The organism is Pseudomonas hefeiensis (assembly GCF_030687835.1).
GTDB lineage: Bacteria > Pseudomonadota > Gammaproteobacteria > Pseudomonadales > Pseudomonadaceae > Aquipseudomonas > Aquipseudomonas hefeiensis.
In genome coordinates this window covers 3,907,971-3,928,490 of sequence record NZ_CP117449.1, presented here as the reverse complement: position 1 = coordinate 3,928,490, position 20,520 = coordinate 3,907,971, and the positions used below count along the sequence as shown (strand labels likewise).

Below are 20,520 nucleotides of genomic sequence, written 5' to 3'. Positions count from 1 at the left end.
GGAGAGGAGTCTATTCCCATCGGTTCGAACAAAAAGCGCAAAGGTTGGGCGCTGATAATCGGTTAAATCGATCGATCCCGGGCGGCCCAGTATTGGCGGGCTTGCTCTAAAGCTTGTTCCCGAGCCAGACCCAGGCCGCGCAAGGCCAGGGCTATGGTGGCAATCAGCGCCAGTTGCGGGTAACTGTCCTCGACATCGCCCCGCCAGATGGCTTTGAGGTGCTCAGGGTCGAGGCTTTGCGGTTTGACGTGGCGCTGTTCGGCCAGTCGCGGCCATTCTTCATCCCAGCTCACACCGCCGCGGGTGCCGTACAGGTGGCTGTCGGCGTCCGGGTTGATCTCGATCTCGCCACCGTCGCCCTTGACCACGATGCTGGTGTCCCCCAGCAAACCGCTGGCATCGCGGTGTACCGCCTGGTAGCCCGGATGAAAGATGCTTTGCAGCCCGCAACGGGCGCCCAGGGGGTTGAGGATCCGCGCCAGGGAATGGATCGGCGAGCGCAAGCCCAGAGTGTTGCGCAGGTCGATCATCCGTTGCATCTGCGGCGCCCAGTCCACCAGTGGCATGAAGGCCAGGCCGCCGTCGTCCAGCGCTGCGCCGACCTGCTGCCAGTCGCGGCACAAGGGAATGTTTAGCAAGCCAAGCAGTTGCTCGGTGTAGAGCCGGCCCGCCGTATGCGCGCCGCCGCCGTGCATGAAAATCCGCACCCCGTTCTGCCCGAGGCATTTGGCCGCCAGCAGGTACCATGGTAAATGACGCTTCTTGCCGGCGTAGGTCGGCCAGTCCAGATCCACCGCCAACGCCGGGGTTTGCAAGCGCTCACGCAAGGCTTGGGTGAAACCGGCCATTTCTTCGGCGCTTTCTTCCTTGTGACGTAATAGCATCAGGAAGGCGCCGAGCTGGGTCTCCTCGACCTGCTCGTCCAGCACCATACCCATGGCTTGCCGCGCTTCTTCGCGGGTCAGGTCGCGGGCGCCGCGCTTGCCTTTGCCGAGGATGCGCACGAATTGAGCGAACGGATGTTCGGCCGGGGTCTCAAGGGTCAGCGGTGGGAAGTCGGTCATAAACAGTTCGTCGGTTTGGGCAGGCCCGCCAGTTTGGCGGCGAGTTTGGCGGGAGTGCCTTTGAACAATCGGTTCAGGTGCAGGCTGTTGCCCTTGTCGGCGCCCAGTTTCAGTGCCGTGTACTTGATCAGCGGGCGGGTCGCGGGGGAGAGCTGGAATTCGTTGTAGAAGCCGCGCAGCAGTTCGAGGACTTCCCAGTGTTCAGGGCTCAACTGGATGTCTTCGGCGGCCGCCAGGGCCGTGGCGACTTCGGCCGACCAGTCGTCGAGATCGGCCAGGTAGCCGTCCTTGTCCAGCGCAATGGCGCGTTGGCCGACGTTCAGCACGTTCATAACCAGGTGTTGACCTTGTCATGGTGGATCGACAGTGCGACGAACGCCGGGTAGTCGATGGCCTCGGCCCATTGCGGAATGTCCAGAGCCCGGGCTTGCGCGTCTTCGCCAAGCACGAAGAGCTTCAGGCCTCTGAGCTGCAGTGCTTCAAACGGCACCGTGGCGGCTCGCAAGGCGTATGTCGCGTCGCCGCACAGCAGCAGCGCGTCCTGCTCGCCCAGCACCCGCAGGCAACTGGCGAAGCGGCTATCGCCAAAGGGGGAATGAGACAACACATGCAAAGTCGACATCAGAGGGTGATCACCTGGTCATAACGATCAATGAGCGCGGCGATTTGCGGCGCGCTCAGTATTTTCAGCTCGTCCAGCGCCAGGGCAGCGCTTGCGACGCCACGTTCGGCGGCACTGTCGGCGCAGACGTACAGGTCCTCGACGCCAAACATGGGCAATGCTTGCAAGTTCGCGCTCAGGTCTTTTTGCTGGACTGCCTTGGCATTCTGGCCGCTGGCGAGCTGCAAGACGCCGTCGTCGAGAAACAGCAGGCCGATGGGCAGGTCGAACGCGCCGCCGGCCAGCACGACGTCCAGGGCTTCCCGAGCCCCGGGGCCCGACCAGGGAGCCTGGCGGCTGATGAGTAACAAGGATTTGGCCATTACGCGCCTCCAAAACAGATCAAGCGGTCGGCGTCCTGGATCGCATCATGCAACTGGCCCAGGCCGGACAAGGCCCAGGGTGCCCCGACGCTGACTGCCGAACGCTGGTAGCGCTGGGCCTCTTCATCGTTCAGCACGCCACGGCGCAACGCCGCTGCGATGCAAACCACGCCGTCGAGCTGGTTGTCGCTGACAAAGGCGCGCCACTGTTTGGGCAGATCCTGTTCATCCTGGGGCGTTACGAGGTTGTCGGCAGCGTTATAGACGCCATCCTGATAGAAGAACAGCCGCACGATTTCATGCCCACCGGCCAGCGCAGCCTGGGCAAACAACAGGGCGCGGCGCGAGGAGGGCGCATGGGCGGCGGAAAACAACGCGATGGCGAACTTCATGACAGACCCGATCAGCAAAACTGCGGCCATGATAAAGCTTTATGGGCGCAGGGGCGATTGTGAGGCTTCAATACAGGATCTGGATCAGGCTCATTGTGGCGAGGGGATTTATCCCCGCTGGGCTGCGAAGCAGCCCCAAAGCAGCAGACTCAATCTACCTGACACACCGAGTGGGTGATTTTAGGGCTGCTGCGCAGCCCAGCGGGGATAAATCCCCTCGCCACAGGGACGTGCTCAGTCTTGGTTTTTGAGACCATTCAACTCGCAATACTCCACCCACTCCATCCCCGCCATCTGCGCCACTTCCTTGTGTACTTCCATGCGCTGGCTTTCGTAGTCCTGGGGGGAAGCAGCGGTCAGTTGCAGGGTCAGTTCCCAAGCGAACAGGCCCTGGCGCTCAGCCTCGGCTTCGAACGCTTCATGCAAGCGCTCGGCGCGATACTGCGCGGCGGTCTGGCCCTTGGCCTGGGCCAGCAGCGGGTTGAGGTTGTCCAGTTCGACGCGCAGCTCGGGACGTTCATCGAGAAATTTTTCCAGCGCTCGTTCATGTTGCTGTTCGGTTGCCGCCATGGTCACTCCTTGGGCGCCGGGGGTTGTTTCTTGCTGGCCTTGGCCGCGGCGGCCAGGCATTCGAGGGCAAACTGTTCGGTATAGGTCATCTGTATCGGTGTGGTTTCGCCCTTGACGGTGCGTTCACCGTCGAGGATGTAGCGAATCCGCTTGTCAGTGACGCCGATTCGCTTGGCGATCCAGGCCGGGGTCTGGCCGATCTGGCTGATCAGTTTGTCAGCGTATTCGGTGGTGGGTTTGTAGAACTCGGCATTGGGTGTCATGGGCTGTTCCGCGCGGGCAAGTGGCAATGGCGCGACAGGTTGCGCGAATCATCGCCCAGTGTCGCGTATAAATTTCAGTAAAGCAGCATGAAGGCCCAGGCCGCAGTGCTACAGTCGGTTTTTTTCTCTATGAGTGAACGCAATGCGAATGCTGATGGTGGCCGTGGCCGCAACGTTGCTGGTTGGCTGCGCGGGTTCGGCGATGAACCAGGCCCGTACTCAGGCGCCCTATAAGACATTGACTTCGGATAAACCGCAGCAGGTGGTGGCCGAGTGTGTGCAGTTTTCCTGGCAGGACGAAGCTGTGTTTGGCGTCGATGCCGGTGCCTATCTGCAACCAGGCAAGACGGGGGGCATGACCGTGTACACCCGCTCTGCCGAAGCGTTTGTGGATCTGGAAACCAGCGCTTCCGGCACGGCGCTGAACTACTATGCCCGGCATGACGACTTTGTTGCCAAGCGTCGGTTGGCGGCGTTGGCGACTTGTCTGTAAGTAGCTGCGACTGAATCCAGTATCAAGTGTGGGAGCGGGCTTGCTCGCGAAAGCGGTGGGTCAGTCAACAACAATGCTGAATACATAACCGCTTTCGCGAGCAAGCCCGCTCCCACAGGGTCCGCATTTCAATCGATCTGGCTCAGGCGCTTCTGGAAGAAGAAGTGCTGGTGGCCCGGCGGGTAATCGTCGATCTGGCCGATTTCCGTGAAGCCGAGTTGCCTGTAGAACGCGGGCGCCTGGAAGTCGAAGGTGTCCAGCCACATGCCCACGCAGTTTTTCTCTCGGGCAAAGTCTTCGGCCATCTGCATCAACGTCGACCCCGTACCCTGGCCACGGGCCTGTTCCGGCACCACCAGCAACTCGATATAAAACCAGCGAAAGAACACTCGACCGTAGAGCCCACCCACGATTTCGTCGCTGTGTTCGTCACGCACCAGCCAGGCGACCAGCTCAGGCACCGTACCGCCGGTCTTGGCCGTGTTGTAGGCGCGCAGCGGGACGAGGATGGCCTCGCGGTCCTGTGCGGTGGGGGTGTCCGTACGTTCGATTCGTAGCGTCATCGGCAATGTCCTTGTGCGGTGAGGGATGAGCCGCACGAGCCTATCCCAAACCTGGCTTTTGCGTCACCCAAGCGACGGCGAACAGGCGCATTACGCAAACCGGGCCATACTGCCTAGTGTTTTTGAAGCGATCCGCGACGTGGAATGATCGGTAGGTTGTTAATCTGTTGTCGGGATCCAACACGTGTTGAAGAGGAACGTCATGAACACCGCATTGCTGATCATCGATGTCCAGCACGGGCTGTGCAGCGGCGAAGAAGAGTGCTTCGACAGCCCACGCATGCTCCGGACAATCAACGACCTCAGCGCCAGGGCCAGGGCTGTCGGCTTGCCGGTGATCCTGATCCAGCACGAAGAGCTGGAGGGTTCGCTGACGTATGGTTCCAGCGCCTGGCAACTGGCTGACGGCCTGTTGACCGCACCGGATGACCTGCGAGTACGCAAGACTACACCGGACGCTTTCTACCAGACCGACCTGTTGTCGCTGCTGCAAGCCCGGATGATTGATCGCGTGGTGATCTGCGGGTTGCAAACCGACTATTGCGTTAACGCCACCGTACGCCAGGCCCATGCCTTGGGGTACGACCTGGTCCTGGCCGCCGACGCCCATTCCACCGTGGACAACGGCAGCATGGCGGCCGAGCAGATCATTGCCAACCACAACAACCGGCTGGGCCGCCTGAGCAGCGCGGTATCACGGATCGATGTGCTGCCGGCGGGGGAAATCCGTCTCTGACCGTGAAACCCCAACCTCTGGCGAGGGAAACCGGGCGATGGCATCGGATCCGCTGATCAGCGTAGCAGCACGGGCACTGGCGGCGGGGGATCCGGTGGCCGCGCTCAATCGCGTTTCCCTGCGTGACGATGCGCCGGCCTTGGCGCTTCGCGGTATTGCCATGGCGCAGTTGGGCGATCTGGATCGGGCCAGGGCGCTGATGCGGCGGGCGGCTCGGGTCTTCGGGCCACGGGAGGCCGTGGCACAGGCGCGGTGCGTGGTGGCCGAAGGGGAAATCGCCCTGGCGTCCCGTGATCTGGCCTGGCCGGTGAAGCGTCTGGAGGCTGCGCGGGCGGTGCTTGAATTCCATGGTGACCGGGCGAACGTGGCCCACGCACGCTCAATCGAAATCCGTCGCTTGCTGTTGCTAGGCCACCTGGACGAAGCGGAGTCGAGGCTGGTCGACCTTGACCCTGGCTGTCTTCCTCCGCCGTCCAGAGCTGCTTGCGAACTGGTGGTGGCAGGCATTGCCATGCGGCGGTTACGCACGAAAACCGCACGAGCCGCGCTTGAACGTGCCAGCCATGCGGCGCGACAAGCGGGTATCGGCGCGCTGACTGCCGAAGTCGCCAGCGCCTGGCGCGTCCTGCAGGCTCCGGCGGCACGTCTGATTGCAAAGGGCGAGGAACGATTGCTGGCCCTTGAAGAGGTTGAAGCACTCCTGTCCAGCGACGCGTTGGTGGTGGATGCCTGTCGCAATGGCGTGAACAGGGCGAGCCTGTGGATCTCCCTTGCCAGGCGGCCGGTGTTGTTCGCCCTCGCCAGGCAGTTGGCTCAGGCCTGGCCTGCCGATGTGTCCAGGGAAATGCTCATTGCCCAGGCCTTTGGCTTGAAACTGACGGATGACTCCCATCGTGCCCGACTGCGGGTCGAAGTCGGGCGGTTGCGCGTGGCGCTTCGCCCACTGGCCGAGGTGACGGCGACCCAGCGTGGATTTGCTCTGGTGCCGCGCAAGGTCGGCGAAGTGGCGGTGCTCGCGCGTCCTGTAGAAGAGCCCCACGCCGCGGTGCTGGCGTTGCTGGCCGATGGCCAATCCTGGTCCAGTTCCGCCCTGGCGCTGGCCTTGGATACCAGCCAACGCACCGTGCAACGGGCCCTCGACACGCTGGCCGCGTCGGGCAAGGTGCAGTCGGTCGGGCGTGGGCGGGCCTGTCGCTGGCTGGCGCCACCGATGCCCGGATTCACGACGGTATTGTTACTCACCGCGCTGTTGCCCGGTGGTTAGGATGCAGTCACACCCCAACGATGAGGCTCGCGAGATGAAACGTTCAGATGCCCAGATCCTGCGTGAATACGGCCCTTTTCCCGACGTCGATTGCGTTCACGGTGTCAGTCACGACGGCGAGCTCGTCTGGTTTGCTTCAGGCGACAAGCTGCACGCACTCGATCCCGCCAGCGGCCAGACGTTGCGTTCGCTGGACGTCCCGGCAGACGCCGGAACGGCTTTTGACGGTGAGCACCTGTTCCAGATCGCGGGCGACACCATTCGCAAGATCGACCCGCGCACTGGCCAGGTACTGGCGAGCATTGCGGCGCCCAATAGCGGTGATGATTCAGGACTGGCCTGGGCCGAAGGATCACTCTGGGTCGGCCAGTACAAGGCGCGCAAAATCCTCCAGATCGATCCCTCCAGTGGCCAGATCCTGCGCACCCTCGAATCCAACCGCTTCGTCACGGGCGTGACCTGGGTCGACGGCGAACTCTGGCACGGCACTTGGGAAAACGATGAAAGCGACCTGCGCCGCATCGACCCTCAAACCGCGCAAGTGCTGGAAAGCGTGACCATGCCGCCGGGGATTGGCGTGTCGGGGCTTGAGTCAGACGGCGCCGACCGGTTCTTTTGCGGCGGTGGCGGCAGTGCGAAGGTGAGGGCGGTTCGTCGGCCTGCCTGAAGAGTGTGTGGGAGCAGCTTTTGCTCCCACACAGCGGGGATGGATGCTGGTGTGTCAGTTCAGTTGCGTCCAGCGGCGTCGGCAACCGGCGACTTGATGCGTTCGACCTTGCGATAAGTCAGCAACACAATGCCGGTGACCACAATCGCGCCACCCACCACTTGGCCCGGGTTGAGCATCTGGTCAAGCACCAGCCAGCCGATCAGCAGGGTCGCCAGCGGTTCGATGTTCATCACCGGGGCGTTGCGCGGCATGTCCAGGCGAGGCACTGAAATGAACAGCACGATAAACCCGGTGCCATAAAGCACCACCAGGGTCGCCAGGGCAAACCAGCCGGTGCTGCTGGCCGGCAGGTCGAAGCCACCGGGAAGGGCGCCGGTCAGGCCGGCGAGGTTGACGCTGCTGAACACGATGAAAATGGTCAGCAGGCTGCGGACCGAACCGCGCACCCGGGACAATTTGTGGTCGGTGATCCATAGCGCACAGGCGAAAACACAGGCAGCACCGAAGGCCAGACCCACACCCAGCAACCATTGCGGGCCGACGCTCTCTTGCGACGACAGCCGGGCCGGGACTTCCAGCACGAACACCAGACCCACCAGAATCATGCCCATCAACGCGGCAGTGCGTGCGGTCGGGCGTGGCCCGCCGAGTGCCCAGGTCAGCAACGCCAGCAGGATCGGAAAGACATTGCCCACCAACAGCGCCAGGGCGACCGGGACCCGCGCCACCGCGGAATACAGGCACAGACTCTGGGCGGCAATCAACAGCCCCAGGACTAATTGCCAGCGCCAGACCCCTGGTGGCAGGCGCAGGTTCTGGCGTTGCCAGAGCACCATTGCGGCCAGCACCAGCAGGGTGCCGCCCGAGCGTAGCAGGATCGCCAGCAAGACCCCGGCACCGTCATCAAATGCCGCCCTGGCGGCGACATGGTTGCCGGCGAAGGCGCATCCCATGCACAGCAGAACCAGCACGGCGAGGTGCCGAGGTAACGGAGTGGGGGTGTCAGGTGTAGCCGTGGAGCGGGTCATGGCAGGGCGTCTCAAAGGCAGGCCGCCAAAGCAAGACGCTTCGGAACGGCTATTGTAGTTATAGGTTGTCGTACAACTAGGCTTGGATTTTTACCCCATAGGCATGCAAGACACAAGCTTCGCCTCTGGAAAGCTTTTTACCGGTTCACCGCGATCCTTTGGCGGTCCACGCACATTGTTCGCCGGTTTGCTGTAAAACAACCTGATCGTTGGGTTGTTTTCACGCCGCCCTTGATCTACCCCTTCTGCGGAGCAACCCATGCGCCTGGCTGATTTCATTCTCGACAATATCGAGCCTATTCTTCAGGCGTGGGAAGACTTCGCCAAAACCATCACGCCCGCGTCCCATGGCATGGATTCGGTGGCTTTGCGCGATCACGCCGAGCAGATGCTGCGCACCATCGCCGCTGACCTGCGTACTTCGCAGACGGTCAAGGAACAGATCGCCAAGTCCCAGGGCGATGCGCCGGCGGCAGAGGCTGAAACCGCAGCCGAAACCCATGCGGTCATTCGCCAGTCCTCGGGGTTTACGGTAGAGCAGATGGTTTCGGAATACCGGGCGCTGCGCACCAGTGTGCTGATGCTCTGGATGCCGCAGACCCAACTGGACCACGAGCAAGTGGTGTCCGACGTGATCCGTTTCAACGAAGCCGTAGACCAGGCCCTGGCGGAGTCCGTGGTCAGTTATTCAGGCGCCGTCGATGCGGGCCGCAATATCTTTCTCGGGATTCTGGGACATGACCTGCGAAGCCCCCTGGGCGCGATCCTGCTGAGTTCCGAAGTGCTGCTGCGGGCAGGCGACCTGCCCGCCAAAGCCACCAAGATCTCTTCGCGCATCTACACCAGTGTCAAACGGGCCAACAAGATTGTTGGCGATCTGTTGGACTTCACCCGTACCCAATTGGGGGCGGGCATTCCGGTGCAGCGCTTCAACGGTGACCTGGTGGCGGCCTGCGAGGGCATGGTGGAGGAGGCGCGGGCCTATCATCCGGAAAGCAAAATCATCTTTGAAACGACTGGTGCCCTGGAGGGCCAGTTTGACCAGGCGCGCATGGAGCAGGTGTTCGCCAACCTGATCGGTAATGCCGTCCAGCATGGCAGCGAGGGTGCGCCGATTACCGTTTCATTGAGCACCGAAGAGGATACGGCAGTCATCGCGATCAACAACCAGGGCAAGCCTATCGAGAAAGACGCCATTGCCAGCATCTTCAATCCCATGGTCCGGCAATTGCGCAGCGGCGACATGCAGTATGGCTCTGCGGCCGGGCTCGGGCTGGGCCTGCACATCGCGTCAGCCATCGTATCCGCCCATAAGGGCACTATCGAGGTGCATTCGAAGGCAAGATCGGGCACCACTTTCACCGTACGGATCCCGCTCCACGCCGACTGAATTTTTTCTTGCGCAGGGTAGGGAGCATACTTGTACGATGTCCTATCACGGAGTAAAACTGTCGTCGCCGTCCAAATAATAATTAACGGAGACGCACGATGGATGCTTCGCAACCTGCAACGGCCGCCCATCAGGGCCGCCGGGTATTCCTGAAAAAATCTTTGGTGGTTTCGGCCGCCGCCGCAACCCTGGGCAACCTGCCTGGGCTGACTCAGGCAGAGCCCTTGAGCCAGCGCTACCCAGACCCGCTGATCAAGATCCTCGACCCCAGCTTCATGGACCTGCGGCTGTTCAACGCCAGTGTTGAAAAGCTCGCCACCGGCCTGCGCTGGGCGGAAGGGCCGGTGTGGGTGGGCGACGGTCGTTATTTGCTGGTCAGTGACATTCCCAACAACCGCATCATGCGCTGGGATGAAGTCACCGACAGCCTGTCGGTTTACCGCGAGAACTCCAACTTTTCCAACGGCCTGTGTCGCGACCGCCAAGGGCGATTGCTGGTATGCGAAGGCTCCACCACGTCGACTGAAGGCCGGCGCGTCACCCGCACCGAGCACAACGGTACCATCACCGTGCTGGCGGACAGTTTCGAGGGCAAGCCTTTCAACTCGCCCAATGACATCGTGTGCAAGCGCGACGGTTCTGTCTGGTTCACCGATCCACCGTTCCAGACCGGCAACAACTACGAAGGGCACAAAGTCGCACCTGCCCAGCCCCACGCGGTGTATCGCATCGACGGTGAAAGCGGCAAGGTCACCCGGGTGATCGACGACATGGCCGGGCCCAATGGTCTGTGCTTTTCCCCGGACGAGAAGATCCTCTACGTGGTCGAAGGCCGGGCCAAGCCGAACCGCCTGGTGTGGGCGATCACGGTCAAGGACGATGGCACCCTGGGCGAGCGGCGCAAGCACATCGAAGGCCTGGATTACGCGGCCATCGATGGGCTCAAGTGCGACGAGAGTGGCAACCTCTGGTGTGGTTGGGGCGGTAATGGCGATCCCAAGGCCGACCTGGAAAAGCTCGACGGTGTGCGGGTGTTCAACCCCGAAGGCAAGGCTATCGGACACATCTCCCTGCCGGAGCGCTGCCCTAACGTCTGCTTTGGCGGACGAGAGGGTAATCGGCTGTTCATGGCCGGCAGCCACTCGTTGTATGCACTGTTCGTGAATACCCGTGGGGCAACGTTTGCCTGAGTAACTGACCTTCAGACCCTGAGTGTCATTGTGGCGAGGGGATCGGTTGTGGGGGCAAGCCTTGCTCCCACAATAAATCCCCTCGCCACAGAGTGCTGTTGGGACCAGGGGACATCGTTATCCGCAACTCCACAACTCCACCGTTGGCTGACTGGCCTTGGGCGGCCCGAGCCAATGGCTCATCGGCTGGCAAGCCCCGTCGAAGCACAACTGGTAATCCCCCGCCTCGGGTGTACGCCCCAGTTTCAGCGGTTGCAGGGGTGGCAATTGGCGCTGGTAGTGCCAACTGCCATTTTTCAGCTGGGCACCGTCCGGAATTTCCATGCCGGCGCCGTTGCCCTTGACCCTGGCTTCGCCCAGGACCAGCCCTGGTTGGGTCACGCGGTAATCTTCCTCCCAGCGGATTTTCTCGATGGTGTGATTCCACGCCAGGGTGAAATCAGTGACAGGAAGCCGGGCCCAGACCGCACCGGCCAGGCCCAGGCACAAACCGATCACGCCAAGGCCCGTCCGGCGCGTCGTGAGCGCCACACATGTTGCAAGATCAACAGCCCGGCGAACACGAAGCCGATCTCATCGGTCAGCGGCAGCGCCACGACCAGCAAAGCCCCGGCGGCAAAACACATCAGGCGTTCCCAGATCGGCATTTTCTGTTGCAGGAAGCCGGTGGACGCCATGCCCCAGAGCCCGACCGCCAGTATCGTCTTGATCAGCATGTAAGCGGTCATCCATAGGCTGTCGCCCTGGAGCATCAGCGCCGGGTTATAGACCGCCATGAATGGAATGACAAAACCGGCAAGGGCGATGCGCACCGCCCAGAAACTGATTTTCAGCCCCTTTTCCCTGGCGATCGGTGCGGCGGCGAAGCAGGCCAGTGCTACCGGTGGCGTCAGGTCGGCGAGGATGCCGAAATAGAACACGAACATGTGCGAAACGATCAGCGGCACGCCCAGCTCCAGCAGGGCGGGCGCGGCGATCGAACTGGTGATGATGTAGTTGGGAATGGTCGGGATGCCCATGCCCAGTACCAGGCAGGTGAGCATGGTCAGGATCAGCGACAGCAGCAGGTTTTCCTTGCCGATGGCCAGGATGTAGCCGGCGAAGGTCGACGCCACACCGGTCAACGACACCACGCCGATGATGATCCCCACCAGGGCGCAGGCAATCCCCACCGGCACCGCATGCCGCGCGCCGTCCACCAGTGCGTGCAGGCAAACCGTCAGGGTTTCCCGTGCGCCCTTAATGAACCAGCAGATCGCCACCAACACCGCGATCACCGCAAATATGACGCCGATGCCTAACTGGAAAAAGCCCACGCACAAGATGCCCAGCGCGATCCAGAAAGCGCAGCGCATTGCAAAACTCGACACCCGCAAAATGATCGCCGAACCGAGGATCACAATGGCGGTGAGTGCCAGTCCGACCATGCCGGAAAAGAGCGGCGTGCGACCGGAGAACAGCAGGTAGATCAGCACGGCGAGCGGGATCAGCAGGTACCAGTTCTCTTTGACGGCGCCCATCGCGCTAGGGCATTGGTCCTTGGGCAAGCCCTTGAGGTTGGAGCGCTTGGCCTCCAGGTGAACCATCCAGAACACCGAGCCGAAGTACAGGCACGCGGGAATCAACGCCGCCTTGGCGATCTCAACGAATGGCACGTTGATGGTCTCGGCCATGATGAACGCCACGGCGCCCATGATCGGCGGCATCAATTGACTGCCCATGCTCGAAGTGGCTTCGACGCCGCCGGCAAACGCGGCCTTGTAGCCGAAGCGTTTCATCAGCGGGATGGTGAATTGCCCGGTGGTCACCACGTTGGCGATGCCCGAGCCGGTAATGGTGCCCATCAAGGCGGAGGAGGCAACCGCCACTTTGGCCGGGCCGCCGAGCTTGTGGCCGAACAGGCCCATGGCGAAATCGGTGAACAGCTTGATCATTCCGGCCTTTTCAAGAAAGGAACCGAACAGAATGAACAGGAAAATGTAGGTGGCCGATACGTAGGTGGGCGTGCCGTACAGGCCTTCGGTGCCGAAGGACAATTGATTGACGATCTGATCGAAGCCGTAGCCGCGATGGGCCAGCTCGCCTGGCAGGTATTCACCGAACAGCCCATACGCCAGGAACAGCCCGCAAATCAGCGGCAGGGCAATCCCCATCACCCGCCGGGCCGCTTCGAACACCAGCACGATCAAAACGATGCCGATGATGAGGTCCGTGGACGTCAGGTCGCCGGAACGCTGGATCAGGTCGGCTTCAAACACCCACTGATACACCGCCGTGGCCACGCCTGCCAGGGACAACACCCATGCCAGGGGTTGCCAGGGTCGGCTTGCGCCATAGGCGGGATAACTGAGGAACACCACCCACAACAGGAAACCCACGTGCACGGCACGCAGCACCTGGCTGGAGATGGGGGCGAAGGCGGCGGTGATGATCTGGAATACAGAAAACAGCAGGGCCACGTAGAACAGCGTCTTGGGCCAGTCTCGTGGGTCGGAGGGAAGACCGTGCTGAATTTCACTCATTAACTGAAAGCCTCTTGTCTACATCGAAGGTGCGAACCAGGAGGGTGCAACGGCGATCATCGCCGCTGCACCGGGTCGGTCTACAGCGCGCCGACTTCCTTGTAGTAGCGCTCGGCACCGGGATGCAGAGGGATGGGCAGGTTCTTCGCGGCATTTTCCAGCTTGATATCCTTGGCCGCCGAGTGGGCGTTGCCCAGGCGGGTGAGGTTATCGAACAACAGCTTGGTCATCTGATAGGCCACCTCATCGGAGACATCCGAATGGGTGACCAGGATGTTGGTGATGGCCACGGTCGGCACGGCTTCGGCCTGGCCGTCGTAGGTATTGGCCGGGATATTTGCGCTCTGGTAGGCCGGGTTGCCGATTTTCGCCACCACGTCTGCCGGGATCGACACGTAGTTGAGCGCCATGGTCGAGGCCAGGTCACGAATGGCCGCCATCCCAAGCCCCGAGGACTGGAGCGTAGCATCCAGTTGACGGTTCTTGATCAGGTCCACCGACTCGGCGAACGGCAGGTACTGAACCTTCATGTCCTTGTAGCTCAACCCCGCTGCCTTGAGGATGGCCCGCGCATTGAGCTCGGTACCGGATTTGGCTGCCCCCACGGAGATGGATTTACCCTTGAGGTCGGCCAGGGTCTTGATGCCCGACTCCTGGCTGGCAACGATCTGGATGTAGTTGGGGTAGGCGCCGGCGATGGCCCGCAGTTTGGTCAGGGGTGCCTTGAAACCGGCATCTTCGACACCGTTCTTGGCGTCCGCCACCGAGTCGCCCAGGGCCAGGGCCAACTCTCCGCGCCCGGCCTGCAGCAGGTTGAGGTTTTCCACCGAGGCCTTGGTGGCTTGCACCGAGGTCTTGGAGTCCTTGATGCCAACGCTATAGATCTGCGACAGCCCGACCCCGATCGGGTAATAAACCCCACTGGTGCCCCCTGTCAGGATATTGATGTACACCGGGGCGGCCTGGACCGTGGTCGTGACCACCAGGGCTGCTGCCGCGGCCAGAAGGGTGAAGCGCTTGTTGACTCGCATGGGAAAATCTCCGTCTTGTTATGGCTTTATGCAGAGTAGTGCCACTGTAGTCGAAACGGGCCCGCAGGTGGCGAGTCAATAGCGCATCAAAAGGTGATGGGCGTCGTTTTTTTAAGCATCCTCGCTAAACGCCGGGCCTGGCGCGGCGGTGCTGCCGCGCACGGTCAACTCGAACGGCAGCACGACATGTCGTTCGGCAATCGGCGTTTTCTCGATCAGGGCGATCAGCATTTGCACGGACCTCTGGCCGAACGTTTCGGCGGGTTGCGAAAGGGTGGTCAGTGGCGGATCGCAATACCCGGCGAAAGGGATGTCATCAAAACCCACCAGCGAAATGTCCTCGGGCACCCGCAAGCCCATTTGCTTGATGCGCTTGAGCGCGCCAATGGCCATCTCGTCGTTTTCACAAAACAGCGCGCTGGGGCGCTCGGCCAAGGCCAGCATCGCGCCGGCCCCGTCATAACCGGCCTTCAACGTGAAGTCGCCGTGGCAGATCAGGCTTGGGTCGGCGGCGATACCGGCCTGGCGCAAGGCATCCTGGTAACCGGCCACGCGATCCAGGGTCAGAGGACTGCTTCGGGGCCCTTTGATGATGCCGATGCGCCGGTGGCCGAGGCCGATCAAGTGTTCGGTCATGGCCTGGGCGGCGGCCCGGTTGTCGAGGCTGATGGTCGGGTAGGGGGCGCCTTTGACTACTTCGCAAGCGTTGACCAGCGGCAAGGATTCGGCGCCAGGAGGAAGCGACTCGAAAGGGTTGCTCGCCCGCAACTGGATCACCCCGTCGGCCTGGTGCGCGTAGACGAGGGCGGCAAATTCGCGCTCGATTTCTTCCCGACCCTGGGTGTCGCACAACAGCAATCGATAACCGGCCGCCTGCGCAGCCTGCTGGGCGCCGCTGATGACCCGGGCGAAAAAGGTATTGGCGATGGTCGGGACCAGAATCACCAGGTTGCCGGTTCGTCGGGAGCGAAACTGCACGGCCATCAGGTTGGGCCGATAACCGGCCTGTTCCACCGCCGCGTTAACCTTGTCGCGAGTCTGGGGTAGCACCCGTTCGGGAGATTTCAGCGTTCGGGATACCGTGGCCACCGACACACCGGCCAGCCGGGCCACTTCACGGATATTGGACAAAATCACCTCGATTCGGCGCCAGGAATGCCGGCACGGTTGGGGAGCTTACCGCAGGTTGCGCCTCGCACAAATGCTCATGCATGGCCCAACGGGTTTGACACGCTGCAAAACTGAGCCTAGATTTCCGCCATGATGTAACCGGTTACATCGTCATCAGTCCCAGCATAAGAGAGTCGTGATGAATCCTGTAGCAGCCAAAATAAGAATGGGCTTTGTCGGCGGTGGAGAAGGCGCTTTCATCGGCCAGGCCCACCGTCAGGCCGCGGGCCTGGACGGTGGTTTTGAACTGGTGTGCGGTGCGTTCAGCCGTGATGCGCACAACAATCAGCAGACCGGCGCGGCCCTGGGGCTGGCCGCGTCCCGTTGCTACAGCGATTGGCAAGGCATGCTCGACAGCGAAGCGGCGCTGCCGGCCCACCTGCGCATGGAGCTGCTGGTGATCGTCACCCCCAATCATCTGCACGCCCCCATCGCCAGCCAGGCGCTGAAGGCGGGTTTTCATGTGTTCAGCGAAAAGCCCGCCGCTTTGAATCTGCGTGAATTGTTGGCCCTCAAGCAAGTGCTTGAAGGTAGCGACCGGCTCTACGGCCTGGCCCACACCTATCTGGGTTATCCGATGGTCTGGCAGGCCCGGGAGATGGTACGCAGCGGCGTGATCGGTGCGGTGCGCAAAGTGTTGGTCGAATACCCCCAGGGCTGGCTCAGCCAGGACGTCGCCGGGCAAGGCAACAAACAGGCCGGCTGGCGCGACGATCCTGAACAGTCAGGGCTGGGTGGTTGTATTGGCGACATCGGCACCCACGCGTTTTCCCTGGCGGAGTTCGTCGCCGACCAACCCATCGAGCAGATATGCGCGGCGTTGGGCACCCACATTGCGGGTCGGCAACTGGACGACGACGCGGCAATGCTGTTGCGCATGGCCGGTGGCGCCAGCGGCGTGCTGATTGCCAGCCAGGTCTGCGCGGGTGAAGAGAACCCGCTGAAAATCCGCCTGTATGGCGATAAGGGTGGATTGGAATGGCGCCAGGAAGAACCGGCCAGCCTGATCCATCGCTCCATCGATCAACCACTGCAAGTCTTGCGTTCCGGCGTGGGTCAGCCCTGGCTGTGTGAAGCCGCCCGCCAGCGGATGCGTCTGCCGGCCGGGCATCCCGAAGGTTATCTGGAGGCGATGGCCAACCTCTACGGTGATTTGGCTCGCGCCATACGGGACCCGGCGCCAGGGCCAGACGCCCCCGGCGTACCTGGCATCGAAACCGGCCTGCGGGGCATGGCCTTTATCGAAGCGGCCATCGCCAACCATCGCGGCGACGCGAAGTGGACCGCACTGGCCTGCACCCAATGAATCAGGAGAGCCCCGTCGTGAATCCCACTGCCCAAACCCCCACCGGCCTGCGTGGCCCAGGTATTTTCCTCGCGCAGTTCATGTCCGCCGATGCGCCTTTCGACACCCTGGCCAACATCGCCCAATGGGCGGCCTCGCAAGGTTACACGGCCATACAACTGCCGACGTCGGGCACGCAATACATCGACTTGGCCCGCGCCGCCGAGAGCCAGGAATACTGCGACGAACTCAAGGCCACTTGCGCCCAGGCCGGTGTCCAGATCAGTGAGTTGTCGACGCACCTGCAAGGCCAGTTGGTGGCGGTGCACCCGGCGTTCGACGCGCTGTTCGACGATTTCGCCCCGGCCCATCTGCGCGGCCAGCCCCAGGCGCGGACCGAATGGGCGGTAGAGCAATTGAAGCTCGCCGCCCGCGCCAGCCAGCGACTGGGCCTCACCGCCCATGCGACGTTTTCCGGTGCGCTGCTGTGGCCGTACCTGTACCCGTGGCCGCAACGTCCGTCTGGCCTGGTAGAGCAAGGATTCGCCGAACTGGCCCGACGCTGGCTGCCCATTCTGGACTGCTTCGACGCAGCCGGCGTGGACCTGTGCTACGAAATACATCCGGGTGAAGACCTGCACGATGGCGCCTCGTTCGAACGCTTTTTACAGGCCGTCGATCATCACCCACGGGCGGCGATCCTCTACGACCCCAGCCATTTGCTCCTGCAACAGATGGACTACCTGGGCTTCATCGACCGCTATCACGAGCGCATTCGCATGTTCCACGTCAAGGACGCCGAGTTCCGGCCCGATGCCCGTTCCGGTGTGTACGGCGGCTACCAGGGCTGGGTCGATCGTCCCGGGCGGTTCCGTTCGCTGGGCGATGGCCAGATCGATTTCAAATCGATCTTCAGCAAACTGACCCAATACGATTTCAGCGGTTGGGCGGTGTTGGAATGGGAGTGTTGCCTGAAGGACTCGCAACAGGGCGCCGCAGAAGGCGCGGCGTTCATCCGTCAGCACATGATCAGCAAGACCCGAAAGGCGTTTGACGATTTTGCCGGTGTAACAGCCGATGAAGATTCCAACCGACGGTTATTGGGCCTATTGAGGTAGCCGGCCCAAGCCAGAACCCTATGGCGAGGAAACTCATTGTGGGAGCAAGGCTTGCCCGCGATGAACGAAAACGCGGTTCAACGGTTAGACCGCGGCGCGGCCATCGCGGGCAAGCCTTGCTCCCACAACAGCGCTCCTGAGCATTTTTCTTCACAAGAACAACAATAAAACGGTGACTGTCATGACCACGATGAACGCACGCTTGAGCGTGATGATGTTTTTGCAGTTCTTTATCTGGGGTGGCTGGTTCGTCACCCTGGGGACCTTTCTGTCCAGCTCCCTGGGCGCCAGCGGTGGGCAGATCGGCATGGCGTTCTCCACCCAGTCCTGGGGAGCGATCATTGCGCCCTTCGTGATCGGCCTGATCGCCGACCGCTACTTCAATGCCGAACGCATCCTGGCGGTGCTGCACCTGTTGGGCGCGGTGTTGTTGTATCAGCTGTATTCGGCGCCGGACTTCGACGTGTTCTACCCGTACGTGCTGGCCTACATGGTGATCTACATGCCGACGCTGGCCCTGGTCAATTCCGTGGCGTTCCGCCAGATGCGCGACCCGGCGCTGGAGTTCTCCCGCATCCGGGTGTGGGGCACGATCGGCTGGATCGTCGCGGGCGTGGTGATCAGCTTTGTGTTTGCCTGGGATTCGCGCGAAGCGATCTCGGCGGGCGGCTTGCGCAATACCTTCCTGATGGCGGGCATCGCCTCGTTGGTCTTGGGACTCTACAGCTTCACGTTGCCGGCCACCGCACCGCTCAAGGCGCAAGCGAGCGCAGGTGACGTCAAACAACTGCTGGGCCTGGATGCCCTGGGCCTGTTGAAGGATCGCAGCTACCTGGTGTTCTTCATCGCCTCGATCCTGATCTGCATCCCCTTGGCGTTCTATTACCAGAACGCCAACCCGTTCCTGGCCGAAACCGGCATGACCAACCCCACGGCGAAAATGGCCATCGGGCAAGTGTCCGAAGTGCTGTTCATGTTGCTGTTGCCGCTGTTCATCCAGCGCTTTGGCATCAAACTGGCGCTGCTGGTAGGCATGCTGGCGTGGGCGCTGCGTTACGTGCTGTTTGCCTACGGCAATAACGGCGATCTGGCGTTCATGCTCTTCACCGGTATCGCCCTGCATGGCATCTGCTATGACTTCTTCTTTGTCTCGGGGCAGATCTACACCGATGCCAAGGCGCCGGAGCGTTTTCGCAGCTCAGCCCAGGGGCTGATTACGTTGGCGACCTATGGCGTTGGCATGCTGATCGGCTTCTGGGTGGCGGGGCAGGTGACCGATCACTATGCCGTGGACGGCGGCCATGAGTGGAGAAGCATCTGGTTGTTCCCGGCCGGTTTTGCGCTGCTGGTGCTGGTCTGCTTCCTGTTTACCTTCAACGGCCGGCAGGCGGTCGTGGCCGCTTCAAAGGCCTGAGGTGCTGGACGTCAGTCATGTATGGCTGACGTCCAGTTTGGTGTAGGTGACTTTTCCGCCTTCGCTGGAAGAACCGAGGTTGTCCAGGGGATCGACGAAGGCCCGGAGCGCTGCAGTGGCACCTGAGGAATGGCTCTGCGTCGAGCTTTACGGGTGATTGAGCGGGGTGATGTCAATTTGATGCTGATCGGTTAGAGTACGCGCCGCCCGAGAGATGGATCCCGGGCGTTTTCTCATGGAGTATTCAATGAACCACCTCAGCAAAATTGTCGCCTGCGCACTGGTTGGCCTGGCCCTGGCGGGTTGCACCGGCACCCCGATGAAAACCAAGCAGTACGACAGCAGCCAATACACCGTTGTCGGTCACAGTGAAGCGAAGGCCACCGGCCTGCTGCTGTTCGGCATGATCCCGATCCGCCAGAACAACCGTTTCGTGCGTGCTCAGAATGCCGCGATCCTGGCCAAGGGCGGCGACGCCATGATCAACACCCAAGTGCAGGAAGACTGGTTCTGGGCCTGGGTCCTGACCGGTTACACCACCAAGGTGTCCGGTGATGTGGTCAAGCTGAAAACCGTTCAGTAAGACCCCAGCTGTTGTGGGGGAGGGATGTGCAGTGCTGGCTGGCGTGGTGATTTTATCCAGTCACCGCTAGCCAACAGAGCGAGCACCTTCCTCCTCCCGAAGCTCAAGGCTCATGCCATCGCAACTTTGCGACCAGGCGCTGAGCCATTCGGGCATGGCCGGTGAGTGTTCGGCCAACCCCAGCGCGCGAATAAATTCTTGCGGTGCAATCGTGCCCTGGGCCGAACGGAACAGGCCACGCATCATCACCACGCCCACCACGCGCCCCTGGCTCAGGAAACGGTGTTCCATGAAGGTCCACTTCTCGTCCCAGCCCAACAGGCGGGTGTGCACCTCGAACGCTTCGAACAGCTTCAGCTCCCGCCGAAACTTGCCCCACACATCCCCCACGATCGGCACTGCCCGGTTGCGCAATGCCACTTTGTAAGCGCCACTGCGCAGCACGTAATCCATACGCCCTACGTCGGCCAGCGTGAAGTAGCGCCCATTGGTAACGTGGCGGTTGAGATCCAGGTCCAACGGCCACACCCGCATGCGCACCACGGTGGTATCCAGGGGACCCGTCGGCTTGCGCCAGGGACGCCGAAACAGCATTAGCAACAGCCGGAACCAGAGATTCATAAAATGCGCCCGCAAGGGTGGAAAACGCTGCACTTTAGACAGGTGCCGAGGCTTGGGCTAGGTGCGCAAATGACTGTTTTCGCGCAAGTCGCGCATTTGGGACATGTCCGGCGGGTTGAACTCATCAAGAACCTGTGGCGAGGGAGCAAGCTCTCACGGAACAAACTAC

24 protein-coding genes are annotated in these 20,520 nt (G+C 61.8%); 10 read left to right on the top strand and 14 right to left on the bottom strand.

Annotation, left to right across the window (positions count from 1 at the left end; translation table 11 throughout):
* Positions 1–62: 62 nt before the first annotated feature.
* From PSH57_RS17570 to PSH57_RS17540, 7 genes are all read right to left on the bottom strand, one after another.
* A complete protein-coding gene (locus tag PSH57_RS17570) occupies positions 63–1,064 on the bottom strand; it encodes a glycosyl transferase family protein (protein ID WP_305384465.1) in 1,002 nt (333 codons plus the stop codon).
* Complete coding sequence (locus PSH57_RS17565; protein ID WP_305384464.1) at positions 1,061–1,396, bottom strand: TusE/DsrC/DsvC family sulfur relay protein; 336 nt, start codon at positions 1,394–1,396, stop codon at positions 1,061–1,063. Before PSH57_RS17565 ends, PSH57_RS17570 begins: the two co-directional genes overlap by 4 nt.
* Positions 1,393–1,686 (bottom strand): sulfurtransferase complex subunit TusB, encoded by a 294-nt coding sequence (gene tusB, locus PSH57_RS17560; protein ID WP_305384463.1) that lies wholly within the window; start codon positions 1,684–1,686, stop codon positions 1,393–1,395. The genes PSH57_RS17565 and tusB overlap by 4 nt, the downstream gene beginning before the upstream one ends.
* The gene (tusC, locus tag PSH57_RS17555; RefSeq protein ID WP_305384460.1) at positions 1,686–2,048 is read right to left on the bottom strand and encodes a sulfurtransferase complex subunit TusC; all 363 of its coding nucleotides are present in this window, start codon (positions 2,046–2,048) and stop codon (positions 1,686–1,688) included. Before tusC ends, tusB begins: the two co-directional genes overlap by 1 nt.
* Positions 2,048–2,440: a sulfurtransferase complex subunit TusD gene (tusD, locus tag PSH57_RS17550; protein WP_305390413.1), complete on the bottom strand. Its 393-nt coding sequence runs from the start codon at positions 2,438–2,440 to the stop codon at positions 2,048–2,050. The genes tusC and tusD overlap by 1 nt, the downstream gene beginning before the upstream one ends.
* A gap of 234 nt (positions 2,441–2,674) precedes the next feature.
* Positions 2,675–3,010: a DUF6388 family protein gene (locus PSH57_RS17545; RefSeq protein WP_305384458.1), complete on the bottom strand. Its 336-nt coding sequence runs from the start codon at positions 3,008–3,010 to the stop codon at positions 2,675–2,677.
* Between the two features lie 2 nt (positions 3,011–3,012).
* On the bottom strand, positions 3,013–3,273 hold the full coding sequence (locus PSH57_RS17540; protein ID WP_092399159.1) for a hypothetical protein: 261 nt from the start codon (positions 3,271–3,273) through the stop codon (positions 3,013–3,015).
* A gap of 142 nt (positions 3,274–3,415) precedes the next feature.
* On the opposite strand from PSH57_RS17540, the gene PSH57_RS17535 reads away from it, so the two are divergent.
* Positions 3,416–3,766, top strand: coding sequence for a hypothetical protein (locus tag PSH57_RS17535; protein WP_305384457.1), 351 nt, complete (start codon positions 3,416–3,418; stop codon positions 3,764–3,766).
* A 128-nt stretch (positions 3,767–3,894) separates the two neighbouring features.
* Here the strand turns inward: PSH57_RS17535 and PSH57_RS17530 are convergent, their stop codons facing one another.
* A complete protein-coding gene (locus tag PSH57_RS17530) occupies positions 3,895–4,329 on the bottom strand; it encodes a GNAT family N-acetyltransferase (RefSeq protein ID WP_305384455.1) in 435 nt (144 codons plus the stop codon).
* 202 nt (positions 4,330–4,531) lie between these two features.
* Between PSH57_RS17530 and PSH57_RS17525 the strand changes: the two genes are divergently transcribed.
* Genes PSH57_RS17525 through PSH57_RS17515 form a run of 3 tightly spaced genes read left to right on the top strand, consistent with a single transcriptional unit; the run spans position 4,532 to position 6,996 of the window.
* Positions 4,532–5,065, top strand: coding sequence for a cysteine hydrolase family protein (locus PSH57_RS17525; RefSeq protein WP_305384454.1), 534 nt, complete (start codon positions 4,532–4,534; stop codon positions 5,063–5,065).
* A 37-nt stretch (positions 5,066–5,102) separates the two neighbouring features.
* Positions 5,103–6,329, top strand: coding sequence for a helix-turn-helix domain-containing protein (locus tag PSH57_RS17520; protein WP_305384452.1), 1,227 nt, complete (start codon positions 5,103–5,105; stop codon positions 6,327–6,329).
* Between the two features lie 34 nt (positions 6,330–6,363).
* On the top strand, positions 6,364–6,996 hold the full coding sequence (locus PSH57_RS17515) for a Vgb family protein (RefSeq protein WP_305384450.1): 633 nt from the start codon (positions 6,364–6,366) through the stop codon (positions 6,994–6,996).
* A gap of 59 nt (positions 6,997–7,055) precedes the next feature.
* On the opposite strand, the gene PSH57_RS17510 is transcribed toward PSH57_RS17515, so the two are convergent.
* Positions 7,056–8,027, bottom strand: a complete 972-nt coding sequence (locus PSH57_RS17510) for an EamA family transporter (RefSeq protein ID WP_305415958.1) — start codon at positions 8,025–8,027, stop codon at positions 7,056–7,058.
* A gap of 259 nt (positions 8,028–8,286) precedes the next feature.
* On the opposite strand from PSH57_RS17510, the gene PSH57_RS17505 reads away from it, so the two are divergent.
* Positions 8,287–9,417, top strand: coding sequence for a sensor histidine kinase (locus PSH57_RS17505; RefSeq protein ID WP_305384449.1), 1,131 nt, complete (start codon positions 8,287–8,289; stop codon positions 9,415–9,417).
* A 98-nt stretch (positions 9,418–9,515) separates the two neighbouring features.
* Positions 9,516–10,607, top strand: coding sequence for an SMP-30/gluconolactonase/LRE family protein (locus PSH57_RS17500; RefSeq protein ID WP_305384448.1), 1,092 nt, complete (start codon positions 9,516–9,518; stop codon positions 10,605–10,607).
* Between the two features lie 117 nt (positions 10,608–10,724).
* On the opposite strand, the gene PSH57_RS17495 is transcribed toward PSH57_RS17500, so the two are convergent.
* The 4 genes from PSH57_RS17495 to PSH57_RS17480 all read right to left on the bottom strand — a co-directional run bounded on the left by PSH57_RS17495 (position 10,725) and on the right by PSH57_RS17480 (position 15,291).
* Positions 10,725–11,105 carry a DUF1850 domain-containing protein gene (locus PSH57_RS17495; protein WP_305384447.1) on the bottom strand — a complete coding sequence of 127 codons (381 nt, stop codon included), beginning with the start codon at positions 11,103–11,105 and terminating at the stop codon, positions 10,725–10,727.
* Positions 11,102–13,129, bottom strand: a complete 2,028-nt coding sequence (locus tag PSH57_RS17490; protein ID WP_305384445.1) for a TRAP transporter permease — start codon at positions 13,127–13,129, stop codon at positions 11,102–11,104. The genes PSH57_RS17495 and PSH57_RS17490 overlap by 4 nt, the downstream gene beginning before the upstream one ends.
* 80 nt (positions 13,130–13,209) lie before the next feature.
* On the bottom strand, positions 13,210–14,160 hold the full coding sequence (locus PSH57_RS17485) for a TAXI family TRAP transporter solute-binding subunit (protein WP_305384444.1): 951 nt from the start codon (positions 14,158–14,160) through the stop codon (positions 13,210–13,212).
* A 111-nt stretch (positions 14,161–14,271) separates the two neighbouring features.
* The gene (locus PSH57_RS17480) at positions 14,272–15,291 is read right to left on the bottom strand and encodes a LacI family DNA-binding transcriptional regulator (RefSeq protein WP_305384443.1); all 1,020 of its coding nucleotides are present in this window, start codon (positions 15,289–15,291) and stop codon (positions 14,272–14,274) included.
* Positions 15,292–15,469: 178 nt separating this feature from the next.
* Between PSH57_RS17480 and PSH57_RS17475 the strand changes: the two genes are divergently transcribed.
* The 4 genes from PSH57_RS17475 to PSH57_RS17460 all read left to right on the top strand — a co-directional run bounded on the left by PSH57_RS17475 (position 15,470) and on the right by PSH57_RS17460 (position 19,730).
* Positions 15,470–16,636 carry a Gfo/Idh/MocA family protein gene (locus PSH57_RS17475; protein ID WP_305384442.1) on the top strand — a complete coding sequence of 389 codons (1,167 nt, stop codon included), beginning with the start codon at positions 15,470–15,472 and terminating at the stop codon, positions 16,634–16,636.
* Positions 16,633–17,733 carry a sugar phosphate isomerase/epimerase family protein gene (locus PSH57_RS17470; RefSeq protein WP_305384440.1) on the top strand — a complete coding sequence of 367 codons (1,101 nt, stop codon included), beginning with the start codon at positions 16,633–16,635 and terminating at the stop codon, positions 17,731–17,733. Before PSH57_RS17475 ends, PSH57_RS17470 begins: the two co-directional genes overlap by 4 nt.
* Positions 17,734–17,914: 181 nt before the next feature.
* The gene (locus tag PSH57_RS17465) at positions 17,915–19,147 is read left to right on the top strand and encodes a nucleoside permease (RefSeq protein ID WP_305384438.1); all 1,233 of its coding nucleotides are present in this window, start codon (positions 17,915–17,917) and stop codon (positions 19,145–19,147) included.
* A gap of 247 nt (positions 19,148–19,394) precedes the next feature.
* Positions 19,395–19,730: a lipoprotein gene (locus PSH57_RS17460; protein WP_047227691.1), complete on the top strand. Its 336-nt coding sequence runs from the start codon at positions 19,395–19,397 to the stop codon at positions 19,728–19,730.
* A 66-nt stretch (positions 19,731–19,796) separates the two neighbouring features.
* Here PSH57_RS17460 and PSH57_RS17455 read toward each other — a convergent pair whose 3' ends face one another.
* Positions 19,797–20,351, bottom strand: coding sequence for a thioesterase family protein (locus tag PSH57_RS17455; RefSeq protein ID WP_305384436.1), 555 nt, complete (start codon positions 20,349–20,351; stop codon positions 19,797–19,799).
* Positions 20,352–20,520: the final 169 nt, after the last annotated feature.

Excerpts from the sequence above, each read along its gene's own strand:
- PSH57_RS17570 (WP_305384465.1), bottom strand. The coding sequence starts at position 1,064 with ATGACCGACTTCCCACCGCTGACCCTTGAGACCCCGGCCGAACATCCG.
- PSH57_RS17565 (WP_305384464.1), bottom strand. The coding sequence starts at position 1,396 with ATGAACGTGCTGAACGTCGGCCAACGCGCCATTGCGCTGGACAAGGAC.
- tusB (WP_305384463.1), bottom strand. The coding sequence starts at position 1,686 with ATGTCGACTTTGCATGTGTTGTCTCATTCCCCCTTTGGCGATAGCCGC.
- tusC (WP_305384460.1), bottom strand. The coding sequence starts at position 2,048 with ATGGCCAAATCCTTGTTACTCATCAGCCGCCAGGCTCCCTGGTCGGGC.
- tusD (WP_305390413.1), bottom strand. The coding sequence starts at position 2,440 with ATGAAGTTCGCCATCGCGTTGTTTTCCGCCGCCCATGCGCCCTCCTCG.
- PSH57_RS17545 (WP_305384458.1), bottom strand. The coding sequence starts at position 3,010 with ATGGCGGCAACCGAACAGCAACATGAACGAGCGCTGGAAAAATTTCTC.
- PSH57_RS17540 (WP_092399159.1), bottom strand. The coding sequence starts at position 3,273 with ATGACACCCAATGCCGAGTTCTACAAACCCACCACCGAATACGCTGAC.
- PSH57_RS17535 (WP_305384457.1), top strand. The coding sequence starts at position 3,416 with ATGCGAATGCTGATGGTGGCCGTGGCCGCAACGTTGCTGGTTGGCTGC.
- PSH57_RS17530 (WP_305384455.1), bottom strand. The coding sequence starts at position 4,329 with ATGACGCTACGAATCGAACGTACGGACACCCCCACCGCACAGGACCGC.
- PSH57_RS17525 (WP_305384454.1), top strand. The coding sequence starts at position 4,532 with ATGAACACCGCATTGCTGATCATCGATGTCCAGCACGGGCTGTGCAGC.
- PSH57_RS17520 (WP_305384452.1), top strand. The coding sequence starts at position 5,103 with ATGGCATCGGATCCGCTGATCAGCGTAGCAGCACGGGCACTGGCGGCG.
- PSH57_RS17515 (WP_305384450.1), top strand. The coding sequence starts at position 6,364 with ATGAAACGTTCAGATGCCCAGATCCTGCGTGAATACGGCCCTTTTCCC.
- PSH57_RS17510 (WP_305415958.1), bottom strand. The coding sequence starts at position 8,027 with ATGACCCGCTCCACGGCTACACCTGACACCCCCACTCCGTTACCTCGG.
- PSH57_RS17505 (WP_305384449.1), top strand. The coding sequence starts at position 8,287 with ATGCGCCTGGCTGATTTCATTCTCGACAATATCGAGCCTATTCTTCAG.
- PSH57_RS17500 (WP_305384448.1), top strand. The coding sequence starts at position 9,516 with ATGGATGCTTCGCAACCTGCAACGGCCGCCCATCAGGGCCGCCGGGTA.
- PSH57_RS17490 (WP_305384445.1), bottom strand. The coding sequence starts at position 13,129 with ATGAGTGAAATTCAGCACGGTCTTCCCTCCGACCCACGAGACTGGCCC.
- PSH57_RS17485 (WP_305384444.1), bottom strand. The coding sequence starts at position 14,160 with ATGCGAGTCAACAAGCGCTTCACCCTTCTGGCCGCGGCAGCAGCCCTG.
- PSH57_RS17475 (WP_305384442.1), top strand. The coding sequence starts at position 15,470 with ATGAATCCTGTAGCAGCCAAAATAAGAATGGGCTTTGTCGGCGGTGGA.
- PSH57_RS17470 (WP_305384440.1), top strand. The coding sequence starts at position 16,633 with ATGAATCAGGAGAGCCCCGTCGTGAATCCCACTGCCCAAACCCCCACC.
- PSH57_RS17465 (WP_305384438.1), top strand. The coding sequence starts at position 17,915 with ATGACCACGATGAACGCACGCTTGAGCGTGATGATGTTTTTGCAGTTC.
- PSH57_RS17460 (WP_047227691.1), top strand. The coding sequence starts at position 19,395 with ATGAACCACCTCAGCAAAATTGTCGCCTGCGCACTGGTTGGCCTGGCC.
- PSH57_RS17455 (WP_305384436.1), bottom strand. The coding sequence starts at position 20,351 with ATGAATCTCTGGTTCCGGCTGTTGCTAATGCTGTTTCGGCGTCCCTGG.